11 protein-coding genes are annotated in these 15,920 nt (G+C 37.7%); 4 read left to right on the top strand and 7 right to left on the bottom strand.

Annotation, left to right across the window (positions count from 1 at the left end; genetic code table 11):
* Positions 1 to 3 precede the first annotated feature (3 nt).
* Positions 4 to 1,071 carry a quinone-dependent dihydroorotate dehydrogenase gene (locus tag FRZ67_RS00660; protein WP_147187682.1) on the bottom strand — a complete coding sequence of 356 codons (1,068 nt, stop codon included), beginning with the start codon at positions 1,069 to 1,071 and terminating at the stop codon, positions 4 to 6.
* 376 nt (positions 1,072 to 1,447) lie between these two features.
* On the opposite strand from FRZ67_RS00660, the gene rpsU reads away from it, so the two are divergent.
* From rpsU to FRZ67_RS00640, 4 genes are all read left to right on the top strand, one after another.
* Positions 1,448 to 1,645, top strand: coding sequence for a 30S ribosomal protein S21 (rpsU, locus tag FRZ67_RS00655; RefSeq protein ID WP_147187681.1), 198 nt, complete (start codon positions 1,448 to 1,450; stop codon positions 1,643 to 1,645).
* 60 nt (positions 1,646 to 1,705) lie between these two features.
* The gene (locus tag FRZ67_RS00650; protein ID WP_147187680.1) at positions 1,706 to 2,629 is read left to right on the top strand and encodes a tyrosine-type recombinase/integrase; all 924 of its coding nucleotides are present in this window, start codon (positions 1,706 to 1,708) and stop codon (positions 2,627 to 2,629) included.
* Between the two features lie 176 nt (positions 2,630 to 2,805).
* The gene (locus FRZ67_RS00645) at positions 2,806 to 3,105 is read left to right on the top strand and encodes an HPF/RaiA family ribosome-associated protein (protein ID WP_147187679.1); all 300 of its coding nucleotides are present in this window, start codon (positions 2,806 to 2,808) and stop codon (positions 3,103 to 3,105) included.
* A gap of 54 nt (positions 3,106 to 3,159) precedes the next feature.
* Complete coding sequence (locus FRZ67_RS00640) at positions 3,160 to 3,426, top strand: hypothetical protein (RefSeq protein ID WP_147187678.1); 267 nt, start codon at positions 3,160 to 3,162, stop codon at positions 3,424 to 3,426.
* 18 nt (positions 3,427 to 3,444) lie between these two features.
* On the opposite strand, the gene FRZ67_RS00635 is transcribed toward FRZ67_RS00640, so the two are convergent.
* From FRZ67_RS00635 to FRZ67_RS00610, 6 genes are all read right to left on the bottom strand, one after another.
* Positions 3,445 to 4,962 carry a T9SS type A sorting domain-containing protein gene (locus tag FRZ67_RS00635; protein ID WP_147187677.1) on the bottom strand — a complete coding sequence of 506 codons (1,518 nt, stop codon included), beginning with the start codon at positions 4,960 to 4,962 and terminating at the stop codon, positions 3,445 to 3,447.
* A gap of 393 nt (positions 4,963 to 5,355) precedes the next feature.
* Positions 5,356 to 5,733: an RDD family protein gene (locus tag FRZ67_RS00630; RefSeq protein ID WP_147187676.1), complete on the bottom strand. Its 378-nt coding sequence runs from the start codon at positions 5,731 to 5,733 to the stop codon at positions 5,356 to 5,358.
* Between the two features lie 10 nt (positions 5,734 to 5,743).
* Complete coding sequence (gene porU2 / locus FRZ67_RS00625) at positions 5,744 to 11,059, bottom strand: putative type IX secretion system sortase PorU2 (RefSeq protein ID WP_147187675.1); 5,316 nt, start codon at positions 11,057 to 11,059, stop codon at positions 5,744 to 5,746.
* Between the two features lie 4 nt (positions 11,060 to 11,063).
* Positions 11,064 to 12,254, bottom strand: a complete 1,191-nt coding sequence (locus FRZ67_RS00620) for a putative type IX sorting system protein PorV2 (RefSeq protein WP_192903892.1) — start codon at positions 12,252 to 12,254, stop codon at positions 11,064 to 11,066.
* A gap of 400 nt (positions 12,255 to 12,654) precedes the next feature.
* Positions 12,655 to 15,018, bottom strand: coding sequence for a M1 family metallopeptidase (locus FRZ67_RS00615; RefSeq protein ID WP_158638444.1), 2,364 nt, complete (start codon positions 15,016 to 15,018; stop codon positions 12,655 to 12,657).
* 271 nt (positions 15,019 to 15,289) lie between these two features.
* Positions 15,290 to 15,868, bottom strand: coding sequence for a HupE/UreJ family protein (locus tag FRZ67_RS00610; protein ID WP_147187674.1), 579 nt, complete (start codon positions 15,866 to 15,868; stop codon positions 15,290 to 15,292).
* Between the last annotated feature and the right edge of the window lie 52 nt (positions 15,869 to 15,920).

Genomic DNA, 15,920 nt, shown 5'->3' with positions numbered 1-15,920 from the left:
TTATTAATTAGTTTCCTGATTTAATTTTTCATTACGCAAATACCTGCAAATATTTTTTACAATAGATGGACCCTCATAAATAAAACCAGTCCACACCTGTATTAGTGAAGCGCCTGCATCAAATTTTTCTTCTGCATCTGCACCGGTAAATATACCACCACTTGCAATTACCGGAACTTTATATTGCAGCTGATTTGTAAGATATTGCAGCACTTCGGTTGAACGCTCCATTAAAGGTTTTCCACTTAATCCACCAGCACCCATAGCTTCTACTTCACTTTTTGGCGTTACAAGATGCTCACGGCTTATGGTTGTGTTCGTTGCAACAAGCCCATCAAGTTGTACTTCAAAAGTTAAGTCAACGATATCATCTAATTGTTCTTTGGTAAGATCTGGTGCAATTTTCAACAGCAATGGTTTTCGCTTTGCTTTGCTGTTATTGATAACCTGTAGATGTGCAAGTATCTTTCTCAGCGAATCTTTTTCCTGCAATTCACGCAAACCCGGCGTGTTGGGGCTGCTAACATTTACTACAAAATAATCAACACAATCAAAAAGACCATGGAAGCATATTTCATAATCTTTCCATGCATCTTCATTAGCTGTTATTTTATTCTTACCGATGTTGCCACCAATAATGATCGGGCTTTCAGATTTATTTTTGTCTTTCCATGTTTTCAACCGTTTTGAAACAACTTCTACCCCATCATTGTTAAATCCCATGCGGTTAATAAGTGCTTTGTCTTTTGGCAAACGAAACAATCGTGGTTTATCATTCCCAGCCTGCGGTTTTGGTGTAACGGTTCCTATTTCAACAAATCCAAAACCCAGCGTTTCAAGTTCAGTTAAATACAATGCATTCTTGTCAAAACCGGCACCGAGTCCGACAGGGTTTTTAAAATACAATCCAAACAATTCCTTGGATAACGCTGTATCATTAAAAGAAAAATTGCTGCTAATGATTTTTTTCATGAAACCGGTTTTGCAGGCACTGCGCAAAGCATTCATTGAAAAATAATGCACATCTTCTGTTGGAAACCGGAATAACAGGCTACGTATGAGCTGATACATGCCGCAAAGAACTGTGATTTAACGGAATTAGAAAAGATGATGTACTAAAAAATTTGTGTGTGAATGAGAATAATTATTTTGTTACCGGCTTTTGTACTGATAGCATCGTTCGTTGTGTCACTCACTTGTACGTTTAGAACAGGTATCAGCTTTCAGGTATCAGCATTCAGTAGACAAAGCTTTTTTACCTGAAATTTGGCAGCTGATTGCTGAATCCTATTTATCTGTACAAGAGTGCGACGCAATTGGGATGCTATAAAAAACTGATGCCGGGTTGAAAAAAAGGCATTTTTTTTACTTTAAAAATGAGTTTGGAAATATTATTTATATACCTATCTTTGCGCTCCAAAAAACTACCTAAGGAGGTATATAAGTTATGCTAATAATAGATTCAAAAGATTGCGAAAACATTGACAAAGCACTCAAAAAGTACAAAAAGAAATTTGAGAAAAGTAAAGTTCTGTTGCAGTTAAGAGAGCGCCAGAGTTTTACAAAGCCTTCTGTTAAACGTCGCGGTGAGGTTTTGAAAGCTATCTACAAGCAGAAGATAGTTAGCGGAAAGATTGAAGCTTAATCAATTTACATTTTAAAAATATTACAGCCATAAGGTTCATTACCTTTATGGCTGTTTTTTATGCTACTAACTCATCCTCAGGTAAAAGCTTTTCTTGATTATCTGCGCTTCGAAAAAAGATATTCGCAGCACACGCTCATCTCATATTCAACCGATCTTAAGCAGTTCTCTGATTATTTACAAGAACAGTATAATAATGCTGATCCTGAAAATATTACTGCATTTATCGTAAGATCCTGGCTGGCTCAGTTAAAAGAGCAAAAAAATAATTCTAAAACCATCAATCGAAAGATATCTACACTTAAATCGTTGTTTCGTTTTTTAATGAGAGCAGGTGTTGTTCAACAAACACCCATGACAACCATTACATCGCCAAAGATCAGTAAGAGGTTGCCTTCCTTTGTGGATGAAAAAGGAACAAAACAACTTTTTAGTGAGGGGGGAAAAAAGGGAAAGCAGCATGTGATAAAAAAGAACGAATGGGAAAGAAAAACTGACAAACTGATCCTTTCATTATTATATCAAACCGGCATGCGTTTAAGCGAACTGATAACACTAAAGGAAAAACATATCGACGTCTATTATGGTCAAATAAAAGTGCTTGGTAAAGGAAATAAGGAAAGGATCATTCCGATCTCAAATGAATTATTAAAAGAGCTGCAATCTTATATGGATGAAAAGTCTGTAAGACTTGAGAATGTTGATGAACTGCTTATAAATAAAAAAGGCAAACCGCTTTATGGCCGCTATGTTTATTCAAGGGTAAACAATATGCTGAAAGAAGTGAATGAGATAACAATCGAAAAGAAAAGTCCGCATGTGTTACGTCATACTTTTGCCACACATCTCATGAATAATGGGGCAGAACTAAATGCGGTTAAAGAATTGCTTGGACATTCAAGTCTCGCTGCTACCCAGGTTTATACACATAATACCATCGAGAAGCTAAAAGATATTCACAAAAAGGCACATCCCAAAGCTTAAAATTATTAAGTTCTTTTAACAGAAATTTACTTGTATATGTCTCAAAAAACTGTCTGAAAATTTGATTTTATGATAGCAGTTTGGTAACTTCATTTTGAAAATAAAAAGATATCCTATCGACTAAAATCTATGCTAAAAGTTCTTTATTTATTGTTCACCGTTAAAAGCGATTTTCTATGAATGTAAACATCCAATCTGTTCATTTTGATGCAGACGTTAAGCTAGTTGACTATGTAAACAAAAAATTGGAAAAGCTTAACACGTTCCATGACAGAATAGTAAAAGTGGACGTTTTCTTAAAACTTGATAATGTGGTTCACACGATTAAAGACAAGATCGCTGAGATTAGAGTGCATGTACCCCGTCAAAACTTTTTTGTAAAGGCTTCCTCTAAATCTTTTGAAGAATCTTTCGATTGTGCACTTGAGTCCCTGGTTACACAGATAAAGCGAAAAAAACAAAAGCAAGCTGCCTAAAAAAATTCAAGGGCTATGTTTAAAAACATGGCCCTTTTTTTGTGCACTATTTTTATGTTCAAAAAAATCTTACCCTCTGTATTTTTTCTTGCTATCATTTCCTGCAATGCGAGCCACTCTGTAGAAACTAAAGCATATATTTTTGAAAGAAAACTGTTAGATAATGGTGAGCTATTAATCTGTTATACTTTTAATAGTGGCAATGCATTAGTACAAGATTCTTCTATTATCACGAATATGGTTATACCTCAGGATTCTATTTCGATAGTATATGAAAAAAGTAACCCGGCAAATAGCAACCTGCTTATGCCGGGTTATTGATCAAGGACAATTTATTATTTATAGTTTGTTCAATTTTGCTGTTTGTGATGTATCCCCATTTATTATACACACAATATAATTTCCTCTTGCAAGATTGCTTACATCTATTTTTAACTGATTTTCTCCTTTTATAGAAGTATATGCATTACGAATAACAACTTTTCCGGAAATATCAGTAATCTGCACTACTATCTTTCCCTGTTTAGATGTTGTATATTTCAAAGTCGTGTATTCAAGAGCAGGGTTAGGAAATATCGTAACCACATTATCATTCTTTATAACCGCTGTTTCAACTGATGGAACTGCCTGCAAAGCGAGGTCCATGCCAATTTCAACTTCTGCACTGGTGTCAATAAGGCCATTTGAACATACTGCAATAACACGATATTTACCAGCTACGGTAGGTATAAACCTGTCTTTTATAAAATTAAACCCTGAATATTTTTCAACACGGTTGTTTCCTTCATCAGTTACATACAAGTCTCCGTTTCCGCTCATATAAACACCTGAAGGATGATTCAATTTACCCGGTGTTTCGCCTACTCCACGCCCACCGGCAATAGTTACACCATACTCCATACCAGGAACCCATTTCTGTATGCGGTTGTTAAAATAATCTGATATATACATCCTGCCATATGAATCAACAAATAAACCTCTGGGATCATTTAGCTGAGAGCTATCTTCTCCACTTCCATTTGTTCCAGCAGCAACTGTTACACCGCTGGAAGCACCTGCCGCCCATTTTTGTATACGGTTATTTGTTCTATCTGATATATAAACACTGCCAGTTTCATCAACAAAGAGGCTGAATGGGTTTTTTAACTGGTTAGCATTTGAGCCATAGCCATTGCCACCTGCAACTGTTACACCCATCGTAGCGCCTGGTGCCCATCTTTGAACTCGGTTATTATCTGCATCTGTTACAAAAACATTTCCAACAGCATCTACGAATACATCCTTAGGGCTTGCCAACTGGTTTGCGCCAGAACCATAGCCGTTTCCACCTGCAACAGTTTCGCCAGTAGTAGCCCCCAGAGCCCATTTTTGTACACGATTATTAAAAAGATCTGCAACGTAAATATTTCCCATTTTATCTACAAAAAAACCTTGAGGTAAAAAGAATTGATTTGCTGCTGAACCAAGGCCATGACCACCTGCAACAGTTTCACCCACAGTAGCTCCCGGTGCCCATTTTTGCACACGATTATTATTGCCGTCCAAAACATATACATTGCCCGCATCATCTACATATACATCACCTGGAGCTGCAAGCTGATTGCTTGCACTACCATATGCGTTGCCTCCTGCGACAACAGTTCCTTTTCTTCTAAACTGTGTTTGATAGGCTACATAAACAGTCTCCCCGTTTAGTTGCCAGGTCAACATTTCAACATGACAATCCCCTGTTTTGGCCTTAAGCGGACTACCGAGTTCTTTTTTGCCTGTAATGGTAACAGTACATTGTGCGTTTGCAGAAAATTTGGAAAGCAATAAAATAAATGAAACAACAAATAGTGTAGATTTTGTTTTCATAAGAGATTGTTTTAGGGAACAGAATGATAATCGTTATCAATTATCTTTTTTACTGTTATATTTTTATTTGTTTTTGTGTCCAACTTTATTAATTCTTTTTGACTTCTGTTGCGTCGCACACTTCTGGTTTCTGTTCATTGTGCGGCAAAAAAGCCTTGATTTTAAAATCGTTTAAACAGGGGTATACTGCTTACACGTTTTGAATAAAAACAGAACTAAATTCATTGGATATTGGGTACGTTCTGTGTTTTTACTGGATTCGGAAGGAGATGTTAAGCAATTAATTTTCCAAAGATATTGGCTGGATTTAAATATGCTGCTTTAAGTTTTATCGTACAAGAGTGCGACGCAACGAAAGCCTCAATTTGTATTTCATAGCCGGGTACAGAAAAATTATACTTCTATCACTTCCGTACTACTAACGTAATCATGCAACGGTTTATTTAAAAATGGGATAAAAAAACAGTCTATGATTGTTAGCCTGACAATACTACGCAGAAATATTTGAATAAAACCAGGTTTAAGCCCTTTTTTATCTACAACTTTCGTATAAGAAAGCCATTTGCCGGGCGTTTTGGCCCAAAACAATTCGAAAATGAAATAATAGATAAAAAGCATTCCTCCAAAGGATAACAGCGGATTGATATAAGGATATCCCCAATAAATAACATAGAAATCCCACACTTTATTGAAAATGAAACTTAAAATAATGACAAGCAACGTGTCTGCTATAAAATTGATCACTCTTGTGCCGATGCCTACCTGGTTCATGCTGCAAATATTACCTCATTAAATACATTTTACCATAGCCTTTGTTGAAATATTTATCAGTATTTACTTCACTGCCATTTGAATCGTATGTAGGAAACTTGTCTAATTTATTACCATTCAGGTTTGTAATTACTCTGTATAAGTACACACCATTTGCAAGTTTCTGCCCATATTGGTCGGTACCATCCCATTTGTATTCGGTGATGTTGCGACCAATATGCAGTGGTCCCAATTCCTCTTTTGTTATTTCTTTTACGATCTTACCAGTAATGGTAAGCACCTGTATTCTTATATTTTGCGGCACCTGGCTACCTGTTACCGTAAAAACAAAAGCGGTACTTGTTGTAAAAGGGTTTGGATAGTTGAACATGTTTGAGATCATAGGCTTATTATAAACCATAAATGAAACTGTATAATCTGTACCGCCTGCGGCATTGCCGGTTTTATCTTCAGCGTGGACGATCAGTTGGTACGTTCCATCATCCAGTAAATAAGGCGTAAAATCTACCTTAGCTGTATTATCAGATGAAGTTGCTGTGGCGGCAGTAAACCTTAATGTGTCTGTATTGAAATAGAATCTTCTTAAACTACCGTCTGGATATTGAAGTTGTACTTTACATAAACTGGTGTCATCAAGTAAGAGGAATTTTGATTCATCTTTTATACTGATTAGCACGTGTGGTTGTGCAGAAACAATATCGTTATTAAGAATGTGTATGCCATCAAACGTAACATCCATAACAGGTTTGAAATTATCTGTGTTTACCTGGAACTTTTTATAAAGAAAATTATTGAAGTGATATTGCTCTGGTTGATCATTGTCAGGATTAACATCAAGGAACAGGTTATTTGTTCCATTAAAAGTCTTTGAGTCAATTAGATAGCTTATCGTGGCAGTATCTCCTGCATTTAATTTTTTTAGTTTCGGAGCAGTAATGGGATGCGCAACATTTGAAGCATCATACACTGTCATGTTCACTTTTATACTATCCGTAAAAGACACGTCACCTACATTTTTGAATGCCATCTGGAAGTCAGTCTTTTCACCAAGATTTAAGCTGTCTTTAAAGTTGTAGAGTAAGTTTGGTGCTAAAGCTCCTTCCGGGACAGGATCATATAATAATCTCCAATACCTTAATTGATATGGTGTAAGATTAATACTATCTGCATTTCGCATCCTCAGTCTTATATAAGGATAAGCTGCAACATTTACTGAAGAAATATCAAAATCCTGTTGTGATATATTGAGCGTATATAAAACAGACTCTATCCCTGTATTGCTTACACCAATCACATCAACAATTGGAAGGTCACCTGCTTTTGCATCGGCTGTATTTCCCCTCCATTTTACTTGTTTCCAAGCAGTAGCGGGGCCAAACAAAGGAGATGTAATATAGCCAAGTGAATCAGGCGTTTCTATTGTAAGCTGTAAATTGATCTGATCCGATAAGCCTTCGGATAATTTCCAAACCGGTTCAAAAGAAGCTGTTTTCTTTTTGTACACAAATACCCATGTTCTTGGATAAGTATACTGATCAAATCCTGCAAAACCGGCGGATTTTAAACGGTCATAAGCAGTATTACCTTTTCCGTAATACACACTATCATGTATCCATCTATCGACAAACGGTTGTGTTGCAAAAGGTTCATCAAAAATTAATCTTGCCGTTATTATTACTCCGTCCGGAATCCAATCCATAAAATCACGCATTAATCTTCTTCCTAAAGGTTTACCAGCAGTAGAGTCAAGGTAAGAAAATTCAAAATTATATTCTGTTCCTGTTTTACCGCCAGGCGCATTACAAGTAAGTGCGCTACTATTCATAAATCCACCATAAGAACCAGATGGATTGGTAGAAGGAATAGCCTGGTTATAGTAAGGCTTTAATGTAATTGGATCGAATAAATTGAATACAACTGAATGACCCAAACAAACACTCGCAGTAATAGTCTGCCCGTTTATTTGTATTGCATAATCAGCAGGGCTGGTTGTGCCACTTGCACCCTGTCCAAAAATAGAATGAGTGATTTTTAGGGAAGAAGAATCAGGTTTATAATTCCACTTGCGACTAAAACTGTCTATATAAATACGTTCAACACCAGATTTTAAATGTTGGTACAAATGTGATTGGTTATAACCAAAGCTGCTATTTGCCAGGTACACAAAACTGCTTGTGTTCCATATATAATTTCCATCTGAAGGCACCGGCGCCACACGCCAGTAATAAACCGTACTATCGCTGAATGCTATGCCAGGATTAAATTCCAGTATGCCACCAGCAGAAGTTATATTCTCACTATATTTTAAAGGAGAGTCGAATAATTCAGTGGTATCTATCTGCATGCTATATTGCTTAACAGGACTCAGTGGGTTTGCAGTAGACGCAACCAGTCTTATATTTTGCCTGTTTACAATACTGAAATTATATGGATAAACAGGTTTCAGTTCATCTTCATAAATGAAAAATGTTTTGGTAACATTATTATTCATTTCACTTAACTCGTCATATTTACCCGGCGCGTCAATAGATACGAGCAATTTATTACTGCCGACATCTCTTGAAGCAACAATAGGAACCGTCATTGCAATAGAATCAATATATCTTACTGCTACAATTTGCTTGTCCACTAAACTTGTAATAGTGTTATCAGGATGTTGCCATTTTACAGATATAGCAACAAAATCTCCTTCTGCCTTGCCAAGATTATAGAAGTATGCCTTTATATTAAAACTGTTATCTGCTACTGAAATAAAACTCGGATCAACAATTACTTTGGAATCTTCTACCGCAAAATCAGGTTTTGCGAAAGCATTAATCTTTAAAGCAGGATCGCCGTGTAATGCATTCTGCTCTGCATGCTGATAACGCGTAACGGAGTCAAAATTTGTGTTCACTAATTTTATTGCTGCATCTTTCATGTTAACTGTAACCGGCATATTGTAACCGTTTACAGACGATAATGAAGAATAAAATCCCTGGTTATAAATATCAAGATAACTTTCTATGCCAAAATGCGTGCTGGCTATAAAACCAATACTGCCGCGGTCTTTGGCCAATACAAATTTTTCTGATAAAGAAGTTATTAAGCTAAACCTGCTGGTATCATAAGAATAAATGTTTCCTGCATTACAACCATTTACAAGGAAGACGGGATACTTTCCTGCGTTATTAAATTGGTTAGGATCGTTTAGATTGTAATCCAGGGATGTAGCCGCAGAGTGCCCAAAATAATTTAATAATGCAAGACCATTATTGAACTGCTTTTCCATCAGGGATTCTGTATAGGGTGTTTCGAGACCTGTTGCCGTGCGGTTAAAGCTGAAAACACTTGCTCCATATAAAGGACCTCTAATCGTATCTCTGTACCTGTTTTGATCTGCAGTAAGTGCAGCATCGAGGCTGGGGTCATTTGCTCCAACAACATGCACCATATTTTTCATCCACAATTTTTCATCAACTGTTTGCGTAGCGCTTTGTTGCTTATGTTCGTATTCTTTTATTTTATCCAGGTAAATTTGTACTTCTTCTGATTTTATTACAGCTAATCTTCCAATAGGTGTTGCAGGAATAGGATCAAGATCATTACTCGCCAGTAAAGCATCTGATGCGGGCCATCCAAATGTTGGTACAAGATTTAACTGATCTGCAAAAACAGAAGTTTCATGTTCCCTGTATTCATTATAGGTTACAGCCTTGCCAATGAGGAAAGCAAATTTTGGTGCGACCGCAAATTTATTTCTTGCGTACTTCAAAAAATTCTTTACAGATAAAGGGTCTTTCTTTATACCAAATGCAAACTGGTCAACCAATTCATCTATATCAAAAACTTTTGCATTGTAAGCTCCGCCTGCTGAACCAGAACGATAAGTTTTATAAGCATCCGTACCCACCTGTAATATCTTATTAGAAATTATAAGATAATCTCCCTGGTTATTGCTGATACTATAATCAATAAAGTTGCGGGCAACCATACTGCTTACAGTATTTAAATTGGCTGCATCTTCACTTACCAATACCAATTTCCTTTCGGTCATTGTTGCGGGCAATACAAATTTTATAAAGCCTCCTGATACAACTGCAGTATATCTTTTATTATTGGTAAGATCATACAGAAAAGGTGTTGTTGCGCCACTGCTAAAGCTACTGGCGTCAATCTCCAAATAACTATCCTGCGCTTTTGCAGGCATTGTAAATGCAAAATTGGAAGCACCACCAAAATTGAATTTTCTTGGATAAGTAAGACTTACAAATCCCACTGCTACCCTATCAAATTCATTGGTGTTATAAATTGAGAATCTAAAATTGTTATTCGTTGTGTTGAGCAGTGTGAGTGGAATTGTTTTAGTATTAGGTAAAACTTCAGCACTCATTTGTACCAATCGTTGATCAATAAAATTACTGTTATTGATATCTGCTTTTACATTTCTATAAACTGAACCGTTATTATCATTCGAAGAATTGCCTGCAAAACTCACCTTCAATACAGGATCAATACCAGCAGTTGTTTCAACAAATAAATTACCTGCATTCAATTGCAGTGGTGTGGCCTGGTATATATCATTGCTTGCCCAGAACTCGCCGACATCGTAACTTGAAGAATACACATATTCACCAAAGTTTATACCCTTGCCCCAGTTAAGCCGTTGCTGGTAATCGTATCGGTATTCATACAACAAGTATGGCTCCGGTGAAAGTATGTTACCCGCAACATTATTGGCTGCATCTGTTACACGTAAATTATTCCCTGCATTATTTACAGTAAGAAAATAGGCTGCAGTATCCGTTTCTAAACTAAGCACATCACTTAGCTGATTGGCGGGGTTTTTATACAATGCCTTATCTGGTTTGCCGTCATTTTTTTCTCCCCAGAATTCTATATAACCATTCGCCGGAATTATACCACTTGGCACACTTGTATAAATAGCTACCTGCACACCATTGCGCCATAACTGAAACTGTTCTGCAGGTGTATTGCCCAATAAATTATTAGAAAGTGTTTGCTGACTTATTCTATACAACCCTGTTTTACCAACCTTGAATTTATAGTATGTTTTACTGTAATCTATCCATTCATTGTTGTACTGCGCTTTTGCAGCAACTGCTGCAACTAGTAATAAACAAACCATCATCATCCTGTTAAATAGTGCAGTTTGCTGATGATATTTTTTTTGCAGATTTGTTAGTACAACAGATGATATTTTAAAAAATGCCTGGCCTCTTTCTCCTTCAGGAGAGAGACCGAGAGAGAGGCGCTGCATAAAGAACCAACCGCACAAGAGTGCGACGCAACAGAAGCTTAATATCAGCAGTACAGTTTGGTTCATAAATTTATCCCGGATAAAATACTTTTTTCTTTTTCTCTTTTACAGGTTTTGGTAACTCCGGTACACCATCATTCTTTTTTTCTTTGGGCGTAGTTTTTTTCGGCATAATGTCTAACCGCAAAGAAAATATATGCGAATACAATGGGCTACCCTGGTTGGCTAAATTAGTAAACGCGTAATCTATGGTTACATTGCCTACTTTAAAACCTGCGCCAATGCTTGGCTGAAAGATCCACACCTTTTTCTGATTTAGTGTATCGCCATCTGCCAGTGCCTGTTGAAAATTAGAGATACCACCACGTAAATAAAACACATCGTTTATATTGGCTTCAATACCAAACTTAGGATCAATACTCACCGGGTCTGCGCTGATGATGGTGTTTCGTTTACCATCAAAAGTCATGTTCAGGTTAGTTTCTGCCAGCAGGTGAACCTTCTCTGCTAATCTAAAATTATATGCATAACCCAGCACAAGCGTTGGCGATGTAAGTTCTGTACTGCGCACCGGTATATCATTGTTGGTCAGGTAAAGCACTTCTTTTTCTCTGTCGCTGAAATTAAAACTCCATGCATTAAACGTACTGGTTACATCTCTTGCCGCAATACCCAAACGCCACTTGGGTGTTTTGTACATAAAGCCTGCATCAAAACCAAAACCCCATGCATTGGCGAACGTGCCTACTTTGCGATAAATGATCTTTGTATTGGCGCCCCAACTCATTTGTACTTTACTGTTATCATCGTCTTTGAACAGGTGCGAGTAAGAAATAATGAACGCATAGTCTGCCGAAGAAAAACTCTGTATGTTATTGTAGTTAATAGAACCGTCCGGCTCTACAAGGTAAAGTGTGTTGGGAATATCATCTACGCCAAAACGCAACAGCGATATGCCCAGTGTTTTATATTTATCATTCAGCGGAATGGCCGCATTGATGTAATCGTATTTGCCGATGCCTGCAAAATAATCGGCATGCATAAAAGAAACGGCCGGATGCTCATATACATACACCAGCCCGGCGGGGTTCCAGTAACCTGCACTCCCATCTTCGGTACTTGCCACCTGTGCACCGCCCATACCAAGGCCACGGGCACCTGCACCAATATTTAAAAATTCATTGGAATATTTCCTGAACTGCGCACCAGCACCCAAACCGGCAAGCATACACACAATCAGCAGTTTCGTTTTCAGGCTCATGAAGTTATGTTACGGCGAAAGTAAGGCACAAATGCATTTATTACACTGCATATACGTTGAAAAACACTTAATTATTATCTGCTTTACTTAAATGAGGCTGGTTATTATGGAAGGGATTTTTTTTATGAGCCAGGCTTAGGAATTACCATTGGACTTTTGTTGCGTCGCACTCTTGTACTGAGTAATACAAGTCAGCAAAGTCAGAAAATCGGTCAGTCAGAAAGACTCTCATTTTATGGATATATCTTTCAGACTTTCGGTCTCATTGAGTTCTGGACTAAAAGTACAAGTGAGTGACACAACGAAGACGCCTTGAAAAACTAAGCTGGAATAATAAAAAAAACAAAACCACTTCTTTCGAAGTGGTTTGTCCCTTTAACGAGTGAGCAACTAACAACAACTATTTCTGAGCAGCTTTCTGCATAGGATTCAATCCCTGGCTTTGGCCGCGTGCTGCCTGCTTTGCTTTGTAAATACTAAAATTACTTGCTGCATCTACCTTTGGCCATGTGTTATTGGTAACATCAATATCTGCAGTTTCTTTCATGGGGTCTAACAACACAGACACCACTTCTTTATCTTTTACAAAAAGTTTCTTTACATGGTTCTCATCTTTGCGCCAGATCTGTACTGCAATGCGTTCTGTTTCTTTTGTACCATCAGCATAGGTCCATTGTAAAATAATGGGCATTACCAAACCACCTTTGTTGCTGAAAGAAACTTCGTACAAATATTTACCTGCATATTTTTGCTTTGCTGCATCATCCATTGCATCGAAAGAAGGTGGTGTGGTTTTAAATTTATAAGAAGAATCATAAGCTTCCATACCACGATCGTAACGCCAGTAAAAATCACGCAGGCTGGTGTCTGCATCTGTAAGAAATTTGATGTTCTTGTCTTCCCTGTTTCTTACTTTGGATATATCATCAAATGCAGGAACGGCGGGTTTATCAATGCCTCTTTCTGCAGGGCCTCTTGATGTTAATTTTGGTTCTGCATTTACATCTGCTTTAAATGCTTTTACACTGTCAATAGCAATATCACAGGGATCGGTGCCGTAAAACCAGCCTCTCCAGAACCAGTCGAGATCTTCTGCACTGGCATCTTCCATCGTGCGGAAAAGATCAGCAGGCGTTGGATGTTTAAATGCCCAGCGTTGTGCGTATGTTTTAAATGCATAATCAAACAGTTCGCGACCCATGATCGTTTCGCGTAAAATGTTTAAACCTGTTGAGGGTTTTGAATATGCATTCGGCCCAAACTGTATAATGTTTTCACTGTTGGTCATGATAGGTTCCAATTGATCTTTCGGCATCTTCATATAATCAACAATGGTATATGCAGGGCCACGACGGGATGGGAATTTATTATCGTACAATTCTTCTGTAAGATATTCGCAGAAAGTATTTAAGCCTTCATCCATCCATGTCCACTGACGTTCATCGCTGTTAACGATCATAGGGAAAAAGTTGTGGCCAACTTCATGAATGATCACTCCTACCATTCCATTTTTTGTTGCTTCACTATACGTGCCATCTTTTTCTGTACGGCCATAGTTAAAGCAGATCATCGGGTATTCCATTCCATTGCTTGCTTCCACACTTTGCGCTACCGGATAAGGATAAGGAAAAGTAAAATGCGAATATGATTTTACAGTATGTGCCACAAGCTTTGTAGAATACTTGCTGTACAAATTATAAGCCTCTTTGCCATAATAACTCATACACATTACTTTCTTTCCTTCTACATAAGCAGGCATTGCATCCCACACAAATTTGCGGGAAGATGTCCATGCAAAATCACGTACCATATCTGCTTTAAAGATCCATGTCTTTGTTGCAGAACTCTTTTTTGTTTCAGCAGCTTTTGCTTCATCCAATGTAAATATCTGCAAAGGTTCTTTTGCAGTTTGTGCCTGTTGCCAGCGTGCAAAATGTTTTGCATCTAATACCTGTTGATAATTCTGACATTCGCCAGTTCCTCCAACTACATGATCTGCAGGCACTGTCATCTGCACTTTAAAATTACCGAACGTTAATGCAAACTCACCACTGCCAACAAACTGGTGATTTTGCCAGCCCTGGAAATCGCTGTACACACAAAGACGCGGATACCACTGCGTCATGGTAAATAAATAATTGCCATCTTCCGGGAAATATTCATAGCCACCGCGGCCATTGTATTTAAAACGATCAGAGATATGATAATTCCAATCAAGATTAAATATAAACTGCTGCCCGGGTTTTAACGGTATTGGCAATTCTACACGCATCATTGTTTTGTTGATCGTATATTTCAATACTTTGCCGGTTGCATCTGTAAGCTTTGTTATTTTATCACCGTAACCATTATCTGTTTTATTTTCATCGGCCCTGTCAAGCATAGCAACATTTACATTTTGTTGCATTGATGAAGAAGTCTGATAGCCGGAGTTATTTACACTGCTATGCTCGTTCTCATCTAACTGCAACCACAAATACGTTAATACATCCGGCGAATTATTGAAGTAAGTAACTTTTTCGCTGCCCGTTAATTTCTGATTCACTTCATCCAATGAACATTTGATATCATAATCACAACGTTGCTGCCAGTACTTTGGGCCCGGCGCACCACTTGCTGTACGATATTCATTTGGTGTAGGAAGAATAGTGCCCAGTTGTTCAAACTTATTTCCATGATTTGAACCCGGGTTGTTCTGAATGTTCTGCGCTTCTGTTGCATTAAAAGCAAAGAGTGCAATTGTACAAAACATTAATTTTCTCATGATCATGTGTAGACTGTTTATGTATTTCTGTTTCAAACTTTAGTTCTTTGTGGCATCGCCTGTTGTGTCACTCACTTGTGCGCTTAGCCCGGAACTCGGCAAGACCGAAAGATGTTTACATTGCATGATAGTCTTTTTGGTTTCCCGACTTTCTGACTTTGCTGCTTGCATTCTTTCGTACAAGAGTGCGACGCAACGAAAGCATAATACTTATTCAATCGCACGGCTCCCATAAATTTCTTTCATCCCTAAATTTGCACATCCGCATATTTTACGGTATTCTCTGCAACGCCATTTCCAACGCCAATGCTGCAATGCCACCACTTACAAACAACAAATAATTTTTCCTGTTTACCCGAAACATGGTTACGAGTATAAAAGAAATAATTAAGATGCCTGCTACAATAATTATCTGCCCCACCTCAAGACCAAGATTGAATGCGAGCAACTGCATTACAATGCTCTGATCTTTGCCCAGCATACTTTTTAGCAAAGTACTGAAACCAAGGCCGTGAATTAATCCAAAGAACAATGCAAAAAAATAAATAACCGGGTATTTACTCTTAAACTTAAAATCTTTTACAAAGCAATTGCTGATGGCGGTGATGACTATTGTAACTGCTATAAAAAATTCTGTCCATATACGTGGTACATCAATTACGCTTAGAGTGCTCAATGCAAGTGTAATGGAATGCCCAATAGTGAATGCAGTTACCAGTACAAGTATTTTTTTCCAGTCGTCAATTACATAACGCAGGCAGAGTGCTGCAATAAATAAAATATGATCCAGGCCATTGAGATCTGTAATGTGCTCAATGCCCATTGGAAAAAAGATGCTGAAATCACTCATGTGTTGCTGACCAAAAGCTGCAAATATACTGGTTTACCAAAACGAAAAGCAG

The organism is Panacibacter ginsenosidivorans, assembly GCF_007971225.1.
Taxonomy (GTDB): domain Bacteria; phylum Bacteroidota; class Bacteroidia; order Chitinophagales; family Chitinophagaceae; genus Panacibacter; species Panacibacter ginsenosidivorans.
Note: the sequence above shows the minus strand (reverse complement) of the source record. Positions and strands in the feature narration are given on the sequence as shown.